Genomic DNA, 18,230 nt, shown 5'->3' on the forward strand with positions numbered 1-18,230 from the left:
GAGCGAGGAGGGGAGAACGATGGTCGATCAAACAGTGCTCATCGTCGGCGTCGCCAGTTTTCAAGGGTTCCATCTGGCACGTCGACTGTTACAAGAAGGGTTTGATGTCGTCGGCATCGATGATGAGGGACGACACAAGACGAGAATCGCCAAACAACGTCTCTACGTCTTGACGCACCCGCAGTTTCAATTGATTCGTACAACACTCGCGAACAAGACGGTCATGCGCAGCATGTTGAATCGACATGACCCGCATCACATCATCTTATGTTCGACCCGTACCGTCGACGACCCACTCGAACGTTATGAGCTGATGAAGCGATATATCGCACTGCATACGAAACGTGTGCCGCTCAAGTCGTTCATCACGTTTGACCTCCCGATACAGGAAGTGAACGAAGAAGGTCCCGCCATCCATCTCTTCACGGAAGACGTCTTCGGCCCTTGGGACGATGCCACTACACTCGTATCCAAAGCAATCGTCGCCGTCGACCGCGGGGTTCGTCTCTCCGGCTATTATGCGACGGATATCATCAACGTCTCCTATATCGATGACGTCGTCGAGTCGGTCGTTCGACTATTGCGTTTGGTTCAAACGGGGCTGTCGCCCGTCGGTTACTTTCAAATCCCGGCCTCGGACTACGTGAACGTTCAAACGTTACTGTCCGATGTCGGCCATATCCTCAACAAGTCAGCCAAGACGTCGCTACCGATGCGGGAATCGATGCTTCGCCAGTCGGCTATCCCGACGCTCGATACGTTGATCGGCTTCAGCCCGAGTACATCGTTATTTGAAGGGCTCGAGCAAGTCGTCGACTGGTATATCTCGTATAAAAACATGATGAAGGAGGGCATCAAATGAACATCTTATTATCGAAGCCGCATATGTCCGGACGTGAGATGGCTTATATCGAAGAGGCGTTCGCGAGCAATTGGATCGCGCCGCTCGGCCCGAACGTCAATGCGTTTGAAGCGGAAGTGGCCGCTTACACGGACCATCCTCACGCCTTGGCGACAAGCTCGGGCACGGCTGCCCTCCATTTGGCGTTACTTACCCTCGGTGTCGGAATGAATGACACGGTCTTCTGTCAATCGCTCACGTTCGTGGCATCGGTCAACCCGATCCGTTATGTCGGGGCGATCCCGGTCTTTATCGATTCGGAAACGACGACGTGGAACATGTCACCGGACGCGCTCCGGAAAGCGTTCGTTCAAGCGGCGACGAAAGGGAAACTTCCGAAAGCGGTCATCGTCGTGCATCTCTACGGCGTTGTCGCAAAAATCGGCGAGATTCGCCACATCTGCCGCGAATATGGTGTCCCGTTGATTGAAGATGCGGCCGAATCACTCGGCTCGACATGGCACGGGCAGATGACGGGCACGATCGGTGACATCGGCTTCTATTCGTTCAACGGTAATAAAATCATTACGACGTCAGGCGGTGGCATGCTGATGGTGCCGAATGAAGAAACGAGACAGTTGGCGCTCAAATTGGCCACGCAAGCCCGGGAAGATGCCCCGCATTATGAGCATGAACAAGTCGGATATAACTATCGGTTGAGTAACGTCTCGGCCGGAATCGGCCGGGGCCAGCTCGAAGTGATCGAACAACGCGTCCAAGCGAGACGCCGCGTCTTCGCCCGTTACGAGCGCATGTTCCGGCAACTCGGGACGACGTATCAACAAGAGGTCCCGTATTCACGGGCCAATCGTTGGCTCACGGCCATGCAGCTGGATCAGACCGAGTTGCACCGTGACACGTTGATGGAGCGTCTCGCCACGGCCGGAATCGAGTCGCGTCCCGTCTGGAAGCCGATGCACTTACAGCCCGTTTACCGCGATGCAGAATACGTGTCGGTCGACGGAGAAGACGTCAGTCGCCGACTCTTCGAAAACGGCATCTGTCTTCCGTCGGGATCTGATTTGACGCTCGGAGAACAACAGCAAGTCATCCAGACGGTACTCGATACACGTACAATCGTGACCGAACAAAGTGTCTGAGGAGGACGAACGATGAACCGGGAAGCAGAGATTATCCAGTCGCTTCGAGCCGCTGCATCTCTGACTCCGACCCTCACTGTCAAACAATATCAGCTCTGGAGCCGAGACCGAGACGTCCCGACGTTCCTCGACGTTCTCAATTTTTATGGGTCATGGACCGGTGCGTTAAAAGCGGCCGGGCTCGTCGAATCCCGCAAACAGTATACCCAACAAGAACTCATCGCAGCACTTCGGCTCGCACTTGAACAGGAAGGGAGATTGACGAGCACCCACTATCAACAATGGGCCAAAGGTCAAGTCGCCCCTTCCCTAGGTGATATTATTTCCCACTTCGGGTCTTGGAGTCTGGCCGTGAAAACGGTTGAGCGTTTAGAAGAACTCCATTTTACCGCCCAACCAGAACGTGAAAAAGCAGAAATCGTCCAATCGTTACTCGAAGCAAGCCGGGTCGTGGTCCCATTCAACGCCGTCACGTATCAGAAATGGGCCAAACGACATAAACGACCGAGTGTCGCCAAAATATCGCGACGGTATGGATCTTGGAAACGGGCACTCGCCGAATTGGAGCTTCGTGAGTCGTGCAATGGGAAGAAGTGAACATGGAGGAGGAGGAATCACGATGAACGGAGCATTTGTCATCTCGTTAGATTTTGAATTGAATTGGGGCACGTTTGACGGCACGACGATTGAGGCGTATGGCGAAAATCTGCTCGGGGTCCGGCAAGTCGTGCCGAGCCTGCTCGACTTGTTTGCCGCGCATCAAATTCATGTGACGTGGGCGACCGTCGGCTTCCTGTTCTACGAGACGAAAGCGGAACTGTTGAAAGACTTGCCGACGATTCAACCGGCGTACCGTCACCCCGAATATTCTTCATACAACTGGATGCAACATGTCGGGGCGGACGAGGCGACCGATCCGTATCACTTCGGGAAGTCGCTCGTCGATCAAATCATCGCCACACCTGGCCAAACGATTGGAACTCATACGTATTGTCATCTCTCTTGTCTCGAGGAAGGTGTGACCATCGAGGCGTTCAAGGCCGACCTCGAGGCGGCGAAGCGTGTGGCGGCACGGCGAGACGTCCCGATTCAAAGTATCGTCTATCCACGCAATCAATCGAGTCCGGCGCATTTCAAGGCAGCTCAAGAAGTCGGAATCGATGTCTATCGCGGCAATGAGACCCATTACATTTATCGGGCCGACGCGAGAGGGGATGAGGGATTAGGCCGACGGGCCCTTCGTCTGCTGGACGCCTACGTGAACTTGACCGGACATCACACCGTCTCATGGGACGCCATTCGGCAATCGTCTCCTTATAACGTGCCTTCGAGCCGCTTTCTCCGTCCGTACGTGCCGGCGCTCCGCTTCCTTGACCGTCTCAAATTGCGTCGCATCAAGCGCAGCATGACCCATGCCGCTAAAACCGGGCAAGTATTCCATCTGTGGTGGCACCCGCACAACTTCGGGAAACATTTAGCGGAAAACATGGCGATGTTGAGCGAAATCGTCGCGCATTACGAGACGCTCCGCCAGACGTATCAATTTGAAAGTTTGTCGATGGAAGAAGTGGCGAACCGGTGCCGTCCGGCTATCGTTTCGACACAGGAGTGTCACGGATGAGCGGCATTCAAAGGAAATGGAGGGAGGGAAACGCCATGGGCCGACCAATCGTATTGCTCATCGGGGAACATCGCACATCCGCCTACGTTTATCAGGCGATTCGCAATTTAGGGGTGACCCATGTGATTCAAGAGGACGGTCCGAGTGAGCATCGACCCGAATCGATCAACCATTGGCTGACACACGCCTATGTCCGGTCGATGGCGCCCCTCATGCGCGTATCGAGCCGGGCCCGGATTCGAGAACTGAAAGGACGCTATCCGTTGAACGATGAGCCGATTCCGTTCCATCACATCCTCCGGGTCACTTCCTTGAACGATACGAAGACGACGATGTGGCTCGACCGTCTCGACCCGCAACTCATCGTCACCCATGAGACGGGACCGATTGATCCGAGTGTCCTCGCCCGATTCGACTGTCCGGTGTTGACGGTCAAACCAACGATTGCAGAAGGACAGATTGAGGCATACTGGGCGTTCCGGGCCAAACCGGACGTCTGTGAGACACGAATCGAACAGTGGACCGAGCGGGGATGGTCCGTGGTCGACCGTGCCGTGCTCTATATCGGCGGGACGGATAACTTTGCCACATACCCATATTTACAGCTCACTACCATGTTACCCCTCCTGAGACGACACATTGAGTTGCTGTTAAAGGAGGACGTGTATGACCGCCGAACGGCGAAATAACGGCCAAAGCGCGATGCTTTGGCCGTTTAGCTTTGGGTGATGCAATAGTGTTGAATGGCGTCATTGTAATAGACGGCAAGTCCTGGCGCGTACTTGTCATAAAACGCGGTGAAGCGCTCGTCCATAACGTACATCTGTCCGAGTCCGCTGAACATGTCGAGCGAGCATTCATAGAACTGGTCGTTGATGAACGCGTGGTTCGCCTGGACGGCCGCTTGAACACGCGGGTCTTCGACTGGGACACCGGCCGTGAATAAGTCGAAGAGCGGTTTGACGAGATTGACTTGTTGTTGACTGAGCGCTTCCCAATCTTCTTTCGAGCGCTTGTCGGCGCGCGCACGTGACGTCTTGTACGCCTCGATCTCGCCCCAGCGCTCCACGACCTCGGGCTCGTGTTTCGCTTCATGGGCTTTCAGTTCGTCAAACGATAGGCCGTTGAACAACGATTTGTCTTCCATTGGAATTCCTCCTCTCAGTGAGGTGAGCGTCGATTCCGCCGTCTCGGCGAGTGTCGCGAAATAGGCGGCCTTCGCGCGTAGGGCGGTCACTTGCTCCTCGAGGGCACGGGTCCGATCGAACGGTTCGGCTTCGAGTAACACTTGAATCGTCTCGAGTGGAAAGTCGAGCGAGCGATACAGCAAAATCGTCTGCAACCGCTCGGCGTCCTGTGACGAGTAACGGCGATACCCGTTGGTGTCACGCTCGGCAACAAGCAGACCGACCGCGTCATAGTGCCGTAGTGTCCGTGTGGTCGTGCCAGCGAGCGTTGCGAGCTGTTGAATCGTATACATGTCCTCACCTCCTTGGATTCAGCGTACACGTTGACGTCGCGTCAAGGTCAAGCCTCTTTTTCAAACAAAGAAAAACCATCCCGTTCGCCGATGTACCGGAAGCCGAAGCGGGGATAATAGGCGTTCAAAAAAGAGTTCGTGGCGACGCAGTCGAGGCGAATCCGGTCCGACGTCGCTGCGAGCGCGTGACGCATCAATTGTTCGCCGATTTTTTGGCCTTTCATCTGGTCGTCGACAACGAGACGATGCAAATAGACGGCCACCCCGGGGTCGTCCCATAAATTCTCATCCCATGACGTCGGCGGAATCAAACTGACCGACCCGGTGATGGTTCCATTTGTTTCATATACATACACGGTCCCGTTCGTGACGTCATGCGTCACGAAATCGGTCCGGCTCGGTTCCAAATATTTCACCCATTGCGTTTTTCCGGCTGCCCGAAATGCTTGGGCTTTCATTAAAATCAGTTGATCGATCGCGGGAAAATCGGCCTGTGTGGCCAAACGGATCATATAAGTCGCCTCACTTTCATTTCATTTCAAATTCGTGTAGGGTACACGGTGAGTAAGCTGTTGAAACACTCTTTGTATTGATTTCGAATTTTTGTTAAGATAAACGTAGTGCATCGTGCAAACGATTGCGCTAATGCAATATAAAGACAACAGCACTGATATTATTATATAGGATGCGCAGTGAGTTTAGGGATAAGGGAGTATCATTGAGACATGCAACTTTTACAACGTGACCAACACACACAAACGAAAACACTGAAACGAAACTGGTGGAAAGAAGCCGTCGCTTATCAAATCTACCCGCGCAGCTTCTACGATGCGAACGGCGATGGAATCGGCGACATCCAAGGCATCATCGATAAGCTCGACTATTTGAAAGACCTCGGCGTCGACGTCATCTGGATTTGTCCGATGTATAAGTCGCCGAATGATGACAACGGCTATGACATTAGCGACTATCAGGACATCATGGACGAGTTCGGATCGATGGAAGATTTCGACCGTCTGTTGACGGAAGTCCATGCACGCGGCATGAAGCTGTTGCTCGATCTCGTCGTCAACCATACGTCGGACGAGCACCCATGGTTCATCGAATCGAAGAGCTCGAAAGACAACCCGAAACGCGACTGGTATATTTGGCGCGACGGAAAACCAGATGGTTCGAAACCGAACAACTGGGAGTCAATCTTCGGCGGGTCGGCCTGGGAGTTCGATGAGACGACGGAGCAATATTTCTTGCACGTCTTCTCGAAGAAACAACCAGACTTGAACTGGGAGAACGCCGAGATGCGCCAGACAATCTATAACATGATTAACTGGTGGCTCGACAAAGGCATTGACGGCTTCCGTGTCGATGCCATCAGCCACATCCGCAAACATCCATCGTTCGGCGATTTGCCGAACCCAGAAGGCCTCGACTTCGTGCCATCGTTCGAGATGCACATGAACGTCGACGGGATTCACGGTTACTTGGAAGAACTTCGCGATGAGACGTTCAACAAGCACGACATCATGACGGTCGGTGAAGCGAACGGCGTGTCGCCTGACGATGCCCATCTTTGGGTCGGCGAGAAGGAAGGCAAGATGAACATGGTGTTCCAATTTGAACACATGGGTCTCTGGCGCGAAGACGCCGAGTCGAAGCTCGACGTCGTCCATTTGAAGAACGTCCTTACAAAATGGCAAAAAGGTCTCGAAGAAGACGGCTGGAATGCCCTTTATGTCGAGAACCACGACCAGACACGGACCGTGTCGTCATGGGGTGATGACGAGCGCTATTGGAAAGAGAGCGCGAAATCGATTGCGATGATGTATTTCCTCATGCAAGGGACGCCGTTCATCTATCAAGGCCAAGAGATCGGCATGACGAACGTGAAGTTCGACTCGATTGACCAGTACGATGATATCGCGACGCGAAACCGCTATTACATCGGTCTCGAACATGGCAAGAGCCATGAGGAGATGATGGACATCACGTGGAACTCGTCACGGGATAACACGCGCACACCGATGCAGTGGAGCAATGCCCGGAATGCGGGCTTCACGTTCGCAGAGACGCCTTGGTTCGGCATCAATCCGAACTACACGGACATCAACGTCGACGCCCAGCTCGAAGACGACGACTCGATTCTCAACTTCTATAAAGAGATGATTCGTCTTCGCAAGCAAGACGAGACGTTCGTTTACGGGACGTATGACATCGTCTTGCCGGAGCATCCAGAGATTTACGCGTACACGCGTACGCTTGGTGACTCGCAATACCTTGTCATGACGAACTTGACGGGGAAAGAAGCGATCTTTGCGACGGAGCTCACGCTTCGTTCGGAAGACGTCGTCTTGCAAAACATGCCGCTCGAGCCGCATGATGAGACGACACTCGTCCACTTGAAGCCGTTCGAGGGGCGCGTCTATAAAATGAGTTAATCCAAGACAGGGACATTCCCTGTCTTTTTTGCGTACAGGGAAATGAAGAGAGAGCACGAATTCATATAAATAGAAAAGACGAGGAGGTATTGGAATGAGACTGTTACTGACGTCGGCCGGGATTAAAAATGAACGGATTAAACAAGCGTTACTCGAGTTGCTAGGGAAACCGATTGAGGAGTGTACCGCCCTCTGTATCCCGACTGCGATTTACGCGTTGCCAGGCGGGACGAATCATGCATGGAACTTTTTCAACGGTGATTTTTCGACGCCGATGTGTGAGTTAGGGTGGAAGTCGGTCGGGGTTCTCGAATTGAGCGCCCTGCCAAGTATCGACGAAGCGATTTGGAGACCGGCGTTTGACGAGGCGGACGTATTATTGGTCAATGGGGGCGACCCGCTGTTCTTGCATTATTGGATGAAACAGTCTGGCGTCGCGCGGCTGTTGGCGGACTGGAAGGGTGTCTATGTCGGTTTAAGTGCCGGCAGTATGGTGATGACGCCGCGAATCGGGGAGGAGTTCGTCGGGTGGCAGGCACCAGGCGAGCAGGGGGATGAGACTTTAGGTTTTGTCGATTTCTCGATTTTCCCTCATCTTGACCACGAAATGTTGCCAGAAAACACGTCTAAGCATGCAACTGAATGGGCAGACACGTTGGCTGGACCAAGCTATGCCATCGATGACGAAACGGCGATTCGAGTCGTCGACGGGCGTGTAGACGTGATTTCGGAAGGGAATTGGCTGAAGTTTTAACGGAACGAACGGCCGCGGATGATCACATCGGCGGTCTTTTGCTTGAAGCGGACTTCTTGCACGCACATAATATAAAATTGATCGGGCCCGACGTGTGAAGCGCGTGCGAACCGGGAAAGAAAAAGTTACCGATTCCGGACCGTTCGCGAGATATGGTACGATGGGACAGCGGAAAGGGGAATCACCATGGCAATTGAACCGAAACGCGTACGTGTGCGCCAAAAGACGACGATCAGTGAGATTGCGGAACCGATCGAGCTGCAAGCCGAGGGGCTCTATTATGAATTGAAGACCGGCTTCATCTTGACGTTCGATCAAGAACGGGAAGACGGTGTCGTTCCGACGACAATCAAATATACGACAGGCCGGCTCGCGCTCATCTGTAAAGGACCGATCGAGATGAATCATTCCTTTATCGAAGGACGTTTGACGCAAAGCCTATATAAAAACCCATATATGTCGATGACGATGGCGACGACGACAGAGCGACTCGATGTCGCGGACGGCCGTTGCCGCTTCGTCTACGAGTTATCGATGAACGAAGACGTGGCGGGAAATTATGACGTCGACGTCACATGGACGTTTGAAGGAGGAGAGTTCGCATGAATTTTGCAGAACGCGTGAAAAAGATTGAAGAGATGTTGAACGAGGATTGGTTCGAGATGCTCGAGACGAACGAGGACGAATATGAAGAGTGGCGTGGCCGCCTCGAGGACCATGCTGAGCAGGTCGTCGGGCACTATGACAACGAGACCGGTGTCGATATGGACTCGGTCGACAAGTTGCTCCAGTTGAACGATGAGTTCCCGCTTCTTTATGGAGAAGATACGGTCCGGCTTTACGTCGCGTTGATCGAGGCGCGGCCGGAAGACAAGTCGGTGTACGAACGCTATATCGATTATTTGGCGGCCATCGGTGACGCGACACACGAGGAATTTTTACGGTTCCACACGCTCGTCGAGGCTGGCCGTTTAGACGAGGCCCGTACGCTCGCCCCACAGATGCCAAAACGACTAGGATTAGAAGACTGACCCGCAATCGATTGCGGGTTTTTTGCTAGATGATTCTATAAAAAGGCGACATCTCGTCTTTGGAACGTCTGTTTTCAACGTGAATCAGCTTCGTTATGATGAAAAGAGACCAATCAATTAGGGGGACGTCAGATGCTACAGCTCGTCAAAACAACGATGGCGCAACAAGCGCAAGTACTCGAATTTTTACAGGAGTGGCGGGAGCGGGAAGAGACAATCGTCCCGAACGCGGTCGACCGCGATGCGTCTGACTTTGCGTCCTACGTCAAACAGATCCGTGATAAAGAGATACGGGTGAACAACGTCAGTTGGGTACCGAGCACGACGTATTGGCTGACGGACGGGGACGAGTTGCTCGGGGCGGCGAATATCCGCCACGAATTGAATGATAATCTCCTCAATTTTGGGGGCCACATCGGTTACGGCATCAAACCGAGCGCACGTGGACGCGGTTTGGCGACGAAACAGCTCGAGCTCGCGCTCGAGAAGGCGAAGGAACTCGGGATCGAGCGGGCGTTGATTACGTGTGACCGGACGAACGTGGCGTCACGCCAAGTCATCTTGAATAACGGAGGAATACCGGACACACCGTTCAAAGCGGAAGGTGGGAAAATCGTCGAGCGGTTTTGGATTGAACTGAAAGGGTGACGTGAGATGGCGAACTGGATCGTGGTCTATTTAGCACTGATCAATTTTTTCGGAATCTATCTGTTTCCACGAGACCGGGTACCGTCTCAAAAATGGTTCTCATTTTCGAGCGGGATCGCCATCACGTACTTTTTCATGTATCTCTTGCCGTCCTTGAACAAGCGGCAAGACACGCTCCGGGTCGAATGGCTCGACCTGGCCTTGCCGTCAGAGATTTATGTAATCAGCTTGCTCGGATTTACCGTCTTTTACGGGACGATGCGTGTCGTCCGAACGCCTTACTTTAAGGACGAAACGATTGACCAGAACGTATCGTACTGGCTCCAAGTGACACTGTTGACGGCCTATATGTCGTTCTCGGCTTACGTCGTTACGGCATCATCCGTCACATTCGTTGCCCGTAGCTTCTACGCGACGGCACTCGGCGTCCACTTCCTTGCCGTCGGTCACGACTTGTATCGCCATTACGGGGAATGCTACCTTCGGCAAGGACGTTATTTGTTGAGCGGCGGCATCCTCATCGGCGGTTTCTTTTCCCGTTTCATCGATCTCGCCTCGCACGTCGAGGCCATCTTGTTCGCATTCGTCGCCGGGGCGATGATTCTGAATATCGTCAAGTTCGAACTTCCATCCGACCGCAACCTCCACTTCCGGACGTTCGTCCTCGCGGTCGTCGGGTATGGCGGCATCCTCTTATTCTTGAAGCATGTGCTCAATTTTTGACCCCTTCGATAAAAATGAATGACTGTTCATTCATTGTTTGATATACTGAATTCAAGATTGAATCCGTTTTCATAAGGGGGAGTTTTGGGGATGTCTACATTTTTAATCGTCAACTGGATTCTATTCTTGCTCGTCCTCGGCTATGGACTGTATTTGTTCGCCTCGCTGGTCTATCAGCGCTATACGTTCATCAAGCTCGGGAAGCAGGCAGAGTGGAGCCAAACGAATAAGGAACGGCTCGAACAGGTCATGATCAACGTGTTTGGCCAAAAGAAATTGTTAAAAGACAAGAAGAGCGGCATCATTCACGTCATGATGTTCTATGGGTTCATCCTCGTCCAGTTCGGGGCTATTGACTTCATCTGGAAAGGGCTTGCTGTCGGGACGCGTTTCCCGCACATCCCGCTCGGTCCGCTCTATCCGATTTTCACGTTCATGCAAGAAATCGTCATGCTCATGATTCTCGTCGCGGTCGTTTGGGGATTCTACCGCCGTTACATCGAGAAGCTCGTGCGGTTGAAACGAAACTTCTTGGCCGGACTCGCCCTCATCTTCATCGGTGGGCTGATGGTATCGGTCTTGTTCGGGAACGGGTTCTACCTCGTCTATAAGGAAGAACTTCCGATGTGGGGTGAACCGGTCGCGACGCTCATCGGTTCGGTGTTCGCTTGGGTACCGGGAGGGGTTGCCTTCGCCTTGTTCGTCGTCTTCTGGTGGCTCCATCTCTTGTTCTTGCTCAGCTTCATGATTTATATCCCGCAAGGCAAGCACGCCCACTTGATTGCCGGGACGCTCAACGTCTGGCTCGGACGGACGCACCAGGTCGGTCGTCTCGCCCCGGTCGATTTCTCGGCGATGGAAGAGGCCGAGGAGTCGGACGAAGAAGTCGTCTTCGGGGTCAATAAAATCGAAGACTTCAACCAAAAACAACTCGTCGATTTGTATGCCTGTGTCGAGTGCGGACGCTGTACGAACGTCTGCCCCGCGACCGGGACTGGAAAAATGCTGTCGCCGATGGACCTCATCGTCAAGCTGCGCGACCATATGAACATGAAAGGGGCCGCCGTCACCCGGAAGTCACCGTGGGCGCCGGCGCTCTTGTTCCAAAACACGCAAGGGGCCGAGATTGCCGCCGCGGCCCAAGACGGACACATGCTTGTCGCCGATGAGTTGATCGGCAACGTCATCACCGAAGAAGAGATTTGGGCATGTACGACGTGCCGCAACTGTGAGGACCAATGTCCGGTCATGAACGAGCACGTCGACAAGATTATCGATTTGCGCCGTTACCTCGTCATGATGGAAGGAAAGATGGATCCAGAAGCGCAGCGTACGGTCGCCAATATCGAACGTCAAGGCAACCCGTGGGGGATGAACCGGAAAGAGCGCGAGAATTGGCGCAAAGACCGGGAAGAACTCGTCATCCCGACGGCAAAAGAGAAGAAGAAAGCCGGCGAAGAGTTCGAATTCCTCTTCTGGGTCGGGGCGATGGGCTCATACGACAGCCGTAGCCAAAAAGTCGCGCAAAGCTTTGCGAGCGTCTTAAACAAGGCCGGCGTCTCGTTCGCCATCCTCGGGAATGAAGAGAAGAACTCAGGAGATACACCGCGCCGCATCGGAAACGAGCTGTTGTTCCAAGAACTCGCCGAGGCGAACATCAAATTGTTCGAGAAGTATGGGGTCACGAAAATCATCACGGTCGACCCGCACGCGTATAACACGTTCAAAAACGAATATCCGGACTTTGGACTCACGGGTGTGAAAGTGTATCACCATACCGAGCTCCTCGCCGAGCTACTCGATACGGGCCGGGTCAAACCGGACTTCTCCGTGAACGAGCGTGTCGTCTATCACGATTCATGCTACCTCGGGCGCTATAACGGTATTTACGACGCCCCGCGTTTCGTCTTGGAACGCATCCCAGGTGTCGAACTCGTCGAGGCGGAACGGAACCGTGAGAACGGCATGTGCTGTGGCGCCGGTGGCGGTCTCATGTGGCAAGAAGAGAAAGTCGGGACGCGTGTCAACGTGGCCCGGACCGAGCAGTTGCTCGAGACGAAGCCGACGGTCATCGGGTCGGCATGTCCGTACTGTTTGACGATGCTCTCGGACGGAACGAAAGCGAAAGAAGTCGATGAGACGGTCGGAACGTTCGACGTCGTCGAACTGCTCGATCGCTCCCTCGCTCCGCTTGAATTACCAGAACCACTCGTCCAATAAAAACAAGGCACGGTCCGCGGACCGTGCCTTGTTTTGTCGTTAGCGCATCTCAGCAGTCGCCAACAAGGAAGACGTCAAGTGCGATAAGCCTTGCGTCGTCTCGTTGATGGCGGAAATCGTCTCGACCATTTGGCCGAGGTCTTGCTTATTGCGTTCAAAAGATAGGACGTAATTGCCCATCTCGTCTTTGACGGTCGAGAAGCCGGATTTGACGGCGCCGAGTTGGCGCATCGCCTCGTCATTCGTCCGATGCATCTGGCCCATCTGCTCGAGCAGCGCAGCGATATTCGTCTCATTCTCGTGGATGAGGACGTTGATTTGACTGCTCAATTGTTTCGCGTTCTCAGCGAGCGTCCTTACTTCAGTGGCGACGACGGCGAAGCCTTTGCCGTGTTCACCGGCCCGGGCCGCCTCGATTGACGCGTTCAACGCCAACAAGTTCGTCTGGTTGGCAATCTGTTCGATGCTCCGGGTCATGCTGACAATCTCTTGCGAGCCGTCTTTGAGCGCGGTGATGCGGTCGAGCGAGGCATCGACATACGTCGCCGATTGTTTGAACTCCGACTCCATCTGTTCGATTTGTTCACCGTTCGTATCGGTCAAGCTCATCAAGTGTCGGCTCATCTTCTCCGTCTGTTCGGTCTCCGACAAGACTTGGTGGGCCCGCTTGCTCGTCTCGGACATGGCGTGACCGGTCTGTTCCATCGTCGTCGCGACTTCGGTGCTGACACGGCTGACATCGCTCAACAGTGCTGCGCGTGCCTGGTTCGCCGATTCGATCTCATCGAGTCGGGCGTCGACATACTGCTCGGTGACGATTTGGGCGTCCAAGTTCATCGCATGGGACAATGCGAGGAGCGATTCGGTCATCAGGGCCGGGTCGTGCTGATACGTCTCGACGATTTTTGGGATGAGCAACGTATTGAAGGCGGAATATGTCGCGAGGAACCAGACGACCGGGACCGAATAGTGGTGATGCGTCTGGCCCATCCGTTTGCGCATGGCAAGGAACTTGTCATCGATGTTCCCGGTCAACAAGCTCCGGAAATAGGCGGCGAACACGTTCTTCAAACGCTCACGTGTCGATGAGGCGTTGGCGATTTGGACCATGTCGGGTTGGAGCATCAAGTGGTCGAGCACGTTTTCCAACACGTCATCTAACACCGACTCGACGAGCGGCGCCATTTCCTGGAGTCGCTTCACTTGGGAAGCGGTGTACCCCATATAGTGGGCACGCCCATTTAAATTAGGGTCGGTCGGTTGAGCGATTGCCGTCACATCAGGGAAACCGATTGACGCGGTATAGGCGGTAGATTTCGTTTTACGGAACAGTGACATGTTTCATTCTCCTTTTTCTCGTACAGCTAAAATAGCGTTCTATTCTATATCGGCAAGAATGTGAAAAAACTAAGAAATCGATGTGCGATGAAGCTTGTTGTTTTTGCGCTAGAAGTGGGAAAGAGGAGAAAGATGGGCTCGGTCATTTTTGAGAAATGAGGTGTCCGGTGTGAAGAACGCGGTCATGTTATTGACGATTGTCAGTGCCCTCAGCAGTCAAATCTTGCCCCAAATTTTATTTTTGTCCACCATGGCAGTCGAAGACGGCGTCGGGCGATTGATCCCGTTCATGATTTTCTATGTCGCAAGCATGTCGGGGCTGTTGCTATGGGTGTATGTCATCGGGCGGCTCGGCTCGAAACAAACGTTCTTGTGGGCACTATCCGTCTTGGTCGCTGGCCTTGTCTGCTTCTTATGGCCGTTCGCCTGGGCGATTGAAGTGAGCGCCTTTTTAGTCGGCGTCGGCTCGATTGGCGTCGGCTCGATTATGACGACGATTTTATCCCAATTGGGTGAACGGTCTGTCCCTCAAGCGGCCGGGAAAGACAAAGGGAGTTCTTTGCCGCTCGTGTTCACACTGATTACCTGGATTTCCGTGTTTTCGTACACGTTGACCCAATCGACGAATGGCGCCGTCATCCTCTTTCTCGTCAGTCTCCTCTTACCGTGGCTGTTCGTGCGAAAGTTGCCGCTCGAGAAAACGGCGACGTGGGCGTGGGCGACCGGGAAGTTCGTCCGTGCCTTCATCGCCGTCACCGTGTTCACGTTGGTGAGCCGTCTCCTCAGTCTGCTCGAAGGGGCAAGCGGATACGTGGAAATCTTTCTACTGATGATCGTTTTGCTCGGATATGTCGGTTGGGTGTTGTTTCAAGAGCGGACGCGAACGTACGTCAGCGCGACCAAGACGCGGCAAGTCCAACTGCTGGCGTTCGTCGTCGGCTTGTTCGGCGGCTGGACGTTGATTGGGGCTGTGTTCGTCAGTTTGGCCTTATATTCGTTTCAAGTGCTCTTATTCTATGTGTTCCTGCCGTTCTTGGCGGGCGTCATCGGCTGGATTCTATTGAACCGTGTATTTGACGTGGCGCGTCATCCGTATTACGTTCTGCTCGTCACGTCACTCCTCTTCTTCGTTGGATTTTTAGAGCCGATCGGGTTCATCCCCGTCTTGTTTGTGAGCGGGTACGTCCAGACGATGTATGCGAGTGCGGGTCACGTCTATCTGTATGCATCGTATGGCGACAATAAAGAGTTCGCCTCGTTGCTCCTGCAACTGTGGAACCGGTTCGGGATGGTCGTCGCCTATTCCGCGCTCATGGTCGGATTGCTCGGCTACGGTCTGTATACCGGACAATCGGTGAATGCCGAGTTGTCCTTCAAAATCCCGCGTGGTTGGATGCTCGGGGTGCTCGGACTGACGTGGATTTTCAACGTCGGATTGATTACCCTCTATTGGTGGCGCATTCAAAAGACCGTCGACACATCAAAATAATTTCCTCTAGCTTTTTCATATGTGTTTTGTTTATAATGAGGAGTGATGTTTAACTAGTGACGGAAAAGGAGTGTCCTTTAATGAATAAATCGTTGATCGATTTCGTTTACGAAGTTCTTCAAAAGACTGGCGAGCAACCAGTATCATTTGATGAGATTCGTGAGCTGATCAGACAAAACTATACGTTCGCAAGTGAAGAGGAAGAGCTCGAGAAAATCGCGCAACTCTACACGGACATGAACATCGACGGACTATTCGTCAACTTGGGAGCTAACCGTTGGGCGCTTCGTGTTTGGTATCCGTTCGATAAGTCAGACGAAGATCTCGTCATTGAAGCACGCCAACGCGGTGAGCTCGATGAGTTCGAAGAAGAGATCGATGAGACGGATGAAGGCATCGTCGACATTGAAGACGACCTTGACGTCTTTGCAAAAGGTGAAGATTTTGACGCATCTGAGTTCGATGCCGAGGACACAGCCGAAAAAGTGGAAGGCCTTGACGAGTTCGAGGACGAAGACTTGGACGACGACCTCGACTTAGAAGACGAGGATGATTTATAAGAGACCGCAAAAAGCCGGGCATTTGTCCCGGCTAGGCGTGTCTCTTTTTCTTTTTTGACAGTTGAAAAAAGAAAAAAATAATGACTTGACGACTGCATCGTCTCTGACGTAAATTAGTCATGGGCTAGTTTAGCACGTAACGATGCAGCAAAAGTGTCCCCCATTTCGTTGGGGGCACTTTTGCTTTTTTTGTTTTTTCGTTTCCCGTTGTGGCATTCAAGAGAGGAGAATGATGATGACAAAGTATATTTTCGTAACAGGTGGGGTAGTATCTTCACTCGGTAAAGGGATCACAGCCGCTTCACTCGCACGTCTACTCAAAAACCGAGGTTTGAACGTGACGATTCAAAAGTTTGACCCATATATCAACATCGACCCAGGGACGATGAGCCCGTATCAGCACGGAGAGGTGTTCGTCACAGATGACGGCGCCGAGACGGACCTAGACCTCGGTCACTACGAGCGCTTCATCGACATCAACTTGTCGCAAAACGCGAACGTGACGTCAGGCCGCATCTACTCGACGGTGTTGAAAAAAGAGCGCCGTGGCGATTATAACGGCGGAACGGTTCAAGTCATTCCGCACATCACGAACGAGATTAAAGACCGCGTCTTCCGCGCCGGTCGCGAGACGAACGCAGACGTCGTCATCACAGAGATTGGTGGAACAGTCGGGGACATCGAGTCGCTTCCGTTCATCGAGGCCATTCGTCAAGTGAAGAACGACATCGGCAAAGAGAACGTCATGTACGTCCACTGTACGCTCGTGCCGTATCTCCGCGCCGCTGGTGAGATGAAGACGAAACCGACCCAGCATAGCGTCAAGGAGCTCCGCAGTTACGGGATTCAGCCGGACATTATCGTCCTCCGTACTGAGCACGATATCCCAGAAGAGATGCGTGAGAAAATCGCCTTGTTCTGTGACACGCGCAAAGAAGCAGTCATCGAGGCACAAGATGCGTCGACATTGTACGAAGTGCCGCTCAACCTTCAAAAACAAGGCATGGACCAACTCGTCAACGATTACTTCGGCTTCAACACACCGACCGCAGACATGACGGCTTGGAAAGAGCTCGTCCACACGGTCACGCACCTCGAGAAGAAAGTCAAAATCGCCCTCGTCGGGAAATACGTCGAACTCCGTGACGCGTACATCTCGGTCGCAGAATCGCTCAAGCACGCTGGTTACGCCTTCAACGCCGACATCGACATCGATTGGGTCAATGCGGAAGACGTGACGGCAGAGAACGTCGAGACGCTTCTCGGAGACGCGGACGGGATTCTCGTCCCAGGCGGATTCGGAGAACGCGGCATCGAAGGGAAAATCGAAGCGACGCGTTATGCGCGTGAGAACAACGTCCCATTCTTCGGGATTTGCCTCGGCATGCAGCTCGCGACGGTCGAGTTCGCCCGTAACGTCTTGAAGCTCGACGGTGCCCACTCGGCCGAAATCGATCCGGCGACGAACTATCCGATTATCGATTTGCTTCCGGAACAAAAAGATATCGAGGACCTCGGCGGCACACTCCGTCTCGGCCTCTACCCATGTAAGCTCGAGCCAGGTACGAAAGCACATGCGGCTTACAACCAAGAGCTCGTCTACGAGCGCCATCGCCACCGCTACGAGTTCAACAACGAGTACCGTGAGGCGTTCGAGGCAGAAGGATTCAAGTTCTCAGGAACGAGCCCGGACGGCCGTCTCGTGGAGATCATCGAGATTCCAGAACACAAGTGGTTCGTCGCGTCACAGTTCCACCCAGAACTTATTTCGCGTCCAGAGCGTCCACAACGTTTGTTCCACGATTTCATCCAAGCTTCACTCGGCGAATGAGTGACAGGTCACAGTCTATGACTGTGGCCTTTTTTCTCGGGCAAAAGGCTGAACCGTTCAACAGCTTCAGATGGATACATGAGCACTCGAATCCGGGTA

At 53.3% G+C, this 18,230-nt stretch carries 18 protein-coding genes; 15 read left to right on the top strand and 3 right to left on the bottom strand.

Features of this window, described 5'->3' with window-relative positions; genetic code table 11:
- Positions 1-19 precede the first annotated feature (19 nt).
- Genes KNP83_RS01145 through KNP83_RS01165 form a run of 5 tightly spaced genes read left to right on the top strand, consistent with a single transcriptional unit; the run spans position 20 to position 4,311 of the window.
- Positions 20-862: an NAD-dependent epimerase/dehydratase family protein gene (locus KNP83_RS01145; RefSeq protein WP_214759493.1), complete on the top strand. Its 843-nt coding sequence runs from the start codon at positions 20-22 to the stop codon at positions 860-862.
- A complete protein-coding gene (locus KNP83_RS01150) occupies positions 859-2,001 on the top strand; it encodes a DegT/DnrJ/EryC1/StrS family aminotransferase (protein WP_214759502.1) in 1,143 nt (380 codons plus the stop codon). Before KNP83_RS01145 ends, KNP83_RS01150 begins: the two co-directional genes overlap by 4 nt.
- Before the next feature lie 12 nt (positions 2,002-2,013).
- A complete protein-coding gene (locus tag KNP83_RS01155) occupies positions 2,014-2,598 on the top strand; it encodes a hypothetical protein (protein WP_214759504.1) in 585 nt (194 codons plus the stop codon).
- A 22-nt stretch (positions 2,599-2,620) separates the two neighbouring features.
- Positions 2,621-3,622: a polysaccharide deacetylase family protein gene (locus KNP83_RS01160; RefSeq protein WP_214759522.1), complete on the top strand. Its 1,002-nt coding sequence runs from the start codon at positions 2,621-2,623 to the stop codon at positions 3,620-3,622.
- Positions 3,623-3,657: 35 nt separating this feature from the next.
- On the top strand, positions 3,658-4,311 hold the full coding sequence (locus KNP83_RS01165) for a hypothetical protein (RefSeq protein ID WP_214759524.1): 654 nt from the start codon (positions 3,658-3,660) through the stop codon (positions 4,309-4,311).
- A gap of 26 nt (positions 4,312-4,337) precedes the next feature.
- Here KNP83_RS01165 and KNP83_RS01170 read toward each other — a convergent pair whose 3' ends face one another.
- A complete protein-coding gene (locus KNP83_RS01170) occupies positions 4,338-5,102 on the bottom strand; it encodes a MerR family transcriptional regulator (protein WP_214759531.1) in 765 nt (254 codons plus the stop codon).
- A 47-nt stretch (positions 5,103-5,149) separates the two neighbouring features.
- Complete coding sequence (locus KNP83_RS01175) at positions 5,150-5,614, bottom strand: GNAT family N-acetyltransferase (protein WP_214759533.1); 465 nt, start codon at positions 5,612-5,614, stop codon at positions 5,150-5,152.
- A 213-nt stretch (positions 5,615-5,827) separates the two neighbouring features.
- On the opposite strand from KNP83_RS01175, the gene KNP83_RS01180 reads away from it, so the two are divergent.
- The 7 genes from KNP83_RS01180 (at position 5,828) to KNP83_RS01210 (ending at position 12,913) form a co-directional block, all read left to right on the top strand.
- Positions 5,828-7,537 carry a glycoside hydrolase family 13 protein gene (locus tag KNP83_RS01180; protein WP_276689907.1) on the top strand — a complete coding sequence of 570 codons (1,710 nt, stop codon included), beginning with the start codon at positions 5,828-5,830 and terminating at the stop codon, positions 7,535-7,537.
- Between the two features lie 94 nt (positions 7,538-7,631).
- Entirely contained in the window at positions 7,632-8,291 is a 660-nt protein-coding gene (locus tag KNP83_RS01185) for a Type 1 glutamine amidotransferase-like domain-containing protein (protein ID WP_214759535.1), read from the top strand.
- Positions 8,292-8,477: 186 nt separating this feature from the next.
- Positions 8,478-8,897, top strand: coding sequence for a YwiB family protein (locus KNP83_RS01190; protein WP_021066081.1), 420 nt, complete (start codon positions 8,478-8,480; stop codon positions 8,895-8,897).
- The gene (locus tag KNP83_RS01195; RefSeq protein WP_021066082.1) at positions 8,894-9,322 is read left to right on the top strand and encodes a hypothetical protein; all 429 of its coding nucleotides are present in this window, start codon (positions 8,894-8,896) and stop codon (positions 9,320-9,322) included. Before KNP83_RS01190 ends, KNP83_RS01195 begins: the two co-directional genes overlap by 4 nt.
- A 132-nt stretch (positions 9,323-9,454) precedes the next feature.
- On the top strand, positions 9,455-9,970 hold the full coding sequence (locus KNP83_RS01200; RefSeq protein ID WP_214759537.1) for a GNAT family N-acetyltransferase: 516 nt from the start codon (positions 9,455-9,457) through the stop codon (positions 9,968-9,970).
- A 6-nt stretch (positions 9,971-9,976) separates the two neighbouring features.
- A complete protein-coding gene (locus KNP83_RS01205) occupies positions 9,977-10,693 on the top strand; it encodes a hypothetical protein (protein ID WP_214759539.1) in 717 nt (238 codons plus the stop codon).
- 90 nt (positions 10,694-10,783) lie between these two features.
- Entirely contained in the window at positions 10,784-12,913 is a 2,130-nt protein-coding gene (locus KNP83_RS01210) for a (Fe-S)-binding protein (RefSeq protein ID WP_214759545.1), read from the top strand.
- A 39-nt stretch (positions 12,914-12,952) separates the two neighbouring features.
- Here the strand turns inward: KNP83_RS01210 and KNP83_RS01215 are convergent, their stop codons facing one another.
- A complete protein-coding gene (locus tag KNP83_RS01215; protein WP_214759547.1) occupies positions 12,953-14,251 on the bottom strand; it encodes a methyl-accepting chemotaxis protein in 1,299 nt (432 codons plus the stop codon).
- A gap of 169 nt (positions 14,252-14,420) precedes the next feature.
- Between KNP83_RS01215 and KNP83_RS01220 the strand changes: the two genes are divergently transcribed.
- The 3 genes from KNP83_RS01220 to KNP83_RS01230 all read left to right on the top strand — a co-directional run bounded on the left by KNP83_RS01220 (position 14,421) and on the right by KNP83_RS01230 (position 18,131).
- A complete protein-coding gene (locus KNP83_RS01220) occupies positions 14,421-15,740 on the top strand; it encodes a hypothetical protein (protein ID WP_353048503.1) in 1,320 nt (439 codons plus the stop codon).
- 80 nt (positions 15,741-15,820) lie between these two features.
- Entirely contained in the window at positions 15,821-16,300 is a 480-nt protein-coding gene (rpoE, locus tag KNP83_RS01225; protein WP_214759549.1) for a DNA-directed RNA polymerase subunit delta, read from the top strand.
- 235 nt (positions 16,301-16,535) lie between these two features.
- Positions 16,536-18,131: a CTP synthase gene (locus tag KNP83_RS01230; protein ID WP_214759550.1), complete on the top strand. Its 1,596-nt coding sequence runs from the start codon at positions 16,536-16,538 to the stop codon at positions 18,129-18,131.
- Positions 18,132-18,230: the final 99 nt, after the last annotated feature.

It is taken from the genome of Exiguobacterium sp. s146 (genome assembly GCF_018618415.1).
In the GTDB taxonomy this organism is placed as follows: Bacteria; Bacillota; Bacilli; order Exiguobacteriales; family Exiguobacteriaceae; genus Exiguobacterium.

Bases quoted from the DNA above. Each gene is read 5' to 3' on its own strand.
- KNP83_RS01145 (WP_214759493.1), top strand. From the start codon at position 20: ATGGTCGATCAAACAGTGCTCATCGTCGGCGTCGCCAGTTTTCAAGGG.
- KNP83_RS01150 (WP_214759502.1), top strand. From the start codon at position 859: ATGAACATCTTATTATCGAAGCCGCATATGTCCGGACGTGAGATGGCT.
- KNP83_RS01155 (WP_214759504.1), top strand. From the start codon at position 2,014: ATGAACCGGGAAGCAGAGATTATCCAGTCGCTTCGAGCCGCTGCATCT.
- KNP83_RS01160 (WP_214759522.1), top strand. From the start codon at position 2,621: ATGAACGGAGCATTTGTCATCTCGTTAGATTTTGAATTGAATTGGGGC.
- KNP83_RS01165 (WP_214759524.1), top strand. From the start codon at position 3,658: ATGGGCCGACCAATCGTATTGCTCATCGGGGAACATCGCACATCCGCC.
- KNP83_RS01170 (WP_214759531.1), bottom strand. From the start codon at position 5,102: ATGTATACGATTCAACAGCTCGCAACGCTCGCTGGCACGACCACACGG.
- KNP83_RS01175 (WP_214759533.1), bottom strand. From the start codon at position 5,614: ATGATCCGTTTGGCCACACAGGCCGATTTTCCCGCGATCGATCAACTG.
- KNP83_RS01180 (WP_276689907.1), top strand. From the start codon at position 5,828: ATGCAACTTTTACAACGTGACCAACACACACAAACGAAAACACTGAAA.
- KNP83_RS01185 (WP_214759535.1), top strand. From the start codon at position 7,632: ATGAGACTGTTACTGACGTCGGCCGGGATTAAAAATGAACGGATTAAA.
- KNP83_RS01190 (WP_021066081.1), top strand. From the start codon at position 8,478: ATGGCAATTGAACCGAAACGCGTACGTGTGCGCCAAAAGACGACGATC.
- KNP83_RS01195 (WP_021066082.1), top strand. From the start codon at position 8,894: ATGAATTTTGCAGAACGCGTGAAAAAGATTGAAGAGATGTTGAACGAG.
- KNP83_RS01200 (WP_214759537.1), top strand. From the start codon at position 9,455: ATGCTACAGCTCGTCAAAACAACGATGGCGCAACAAGCGCAAGTACTC.
- KNP83_RS01205 (WP_214759539.1), top strand. From the start codon at position 9,977: ATGGCGAACTGGATCGTGGTCTATTTAGCACTGATCAATTTTTTCGGA.
- KNP83_RS01210 (WP_214759545.1), top strand. From the start codon at position 10,784: ATGTCTACATTTTTAATCGTCAACTGGATTCTATTCTTGCTCGTCCTC.
- KNP83_RS01215 (WP_214759547.1), bottom strand. From the start codon at position 14,251: ATGTCACTGTTCCGTAAAACGAAATCTACCGCCTATACCGCGTCAATC.
- rpoE (WP_214759549.1), top strand. From the start codon at position 15,821: ATGAATAAATCGTTGATCGATTTCGTTTACGAAGTTCTTCAAAAGACT.
- KNP83_RS01230 (WP_214759550.1), top strand. From the start codon at position 16,536: ATGACAAAGTATATTTTCGTAACAGGTGGGGTAGTATCTTCACTCGGT.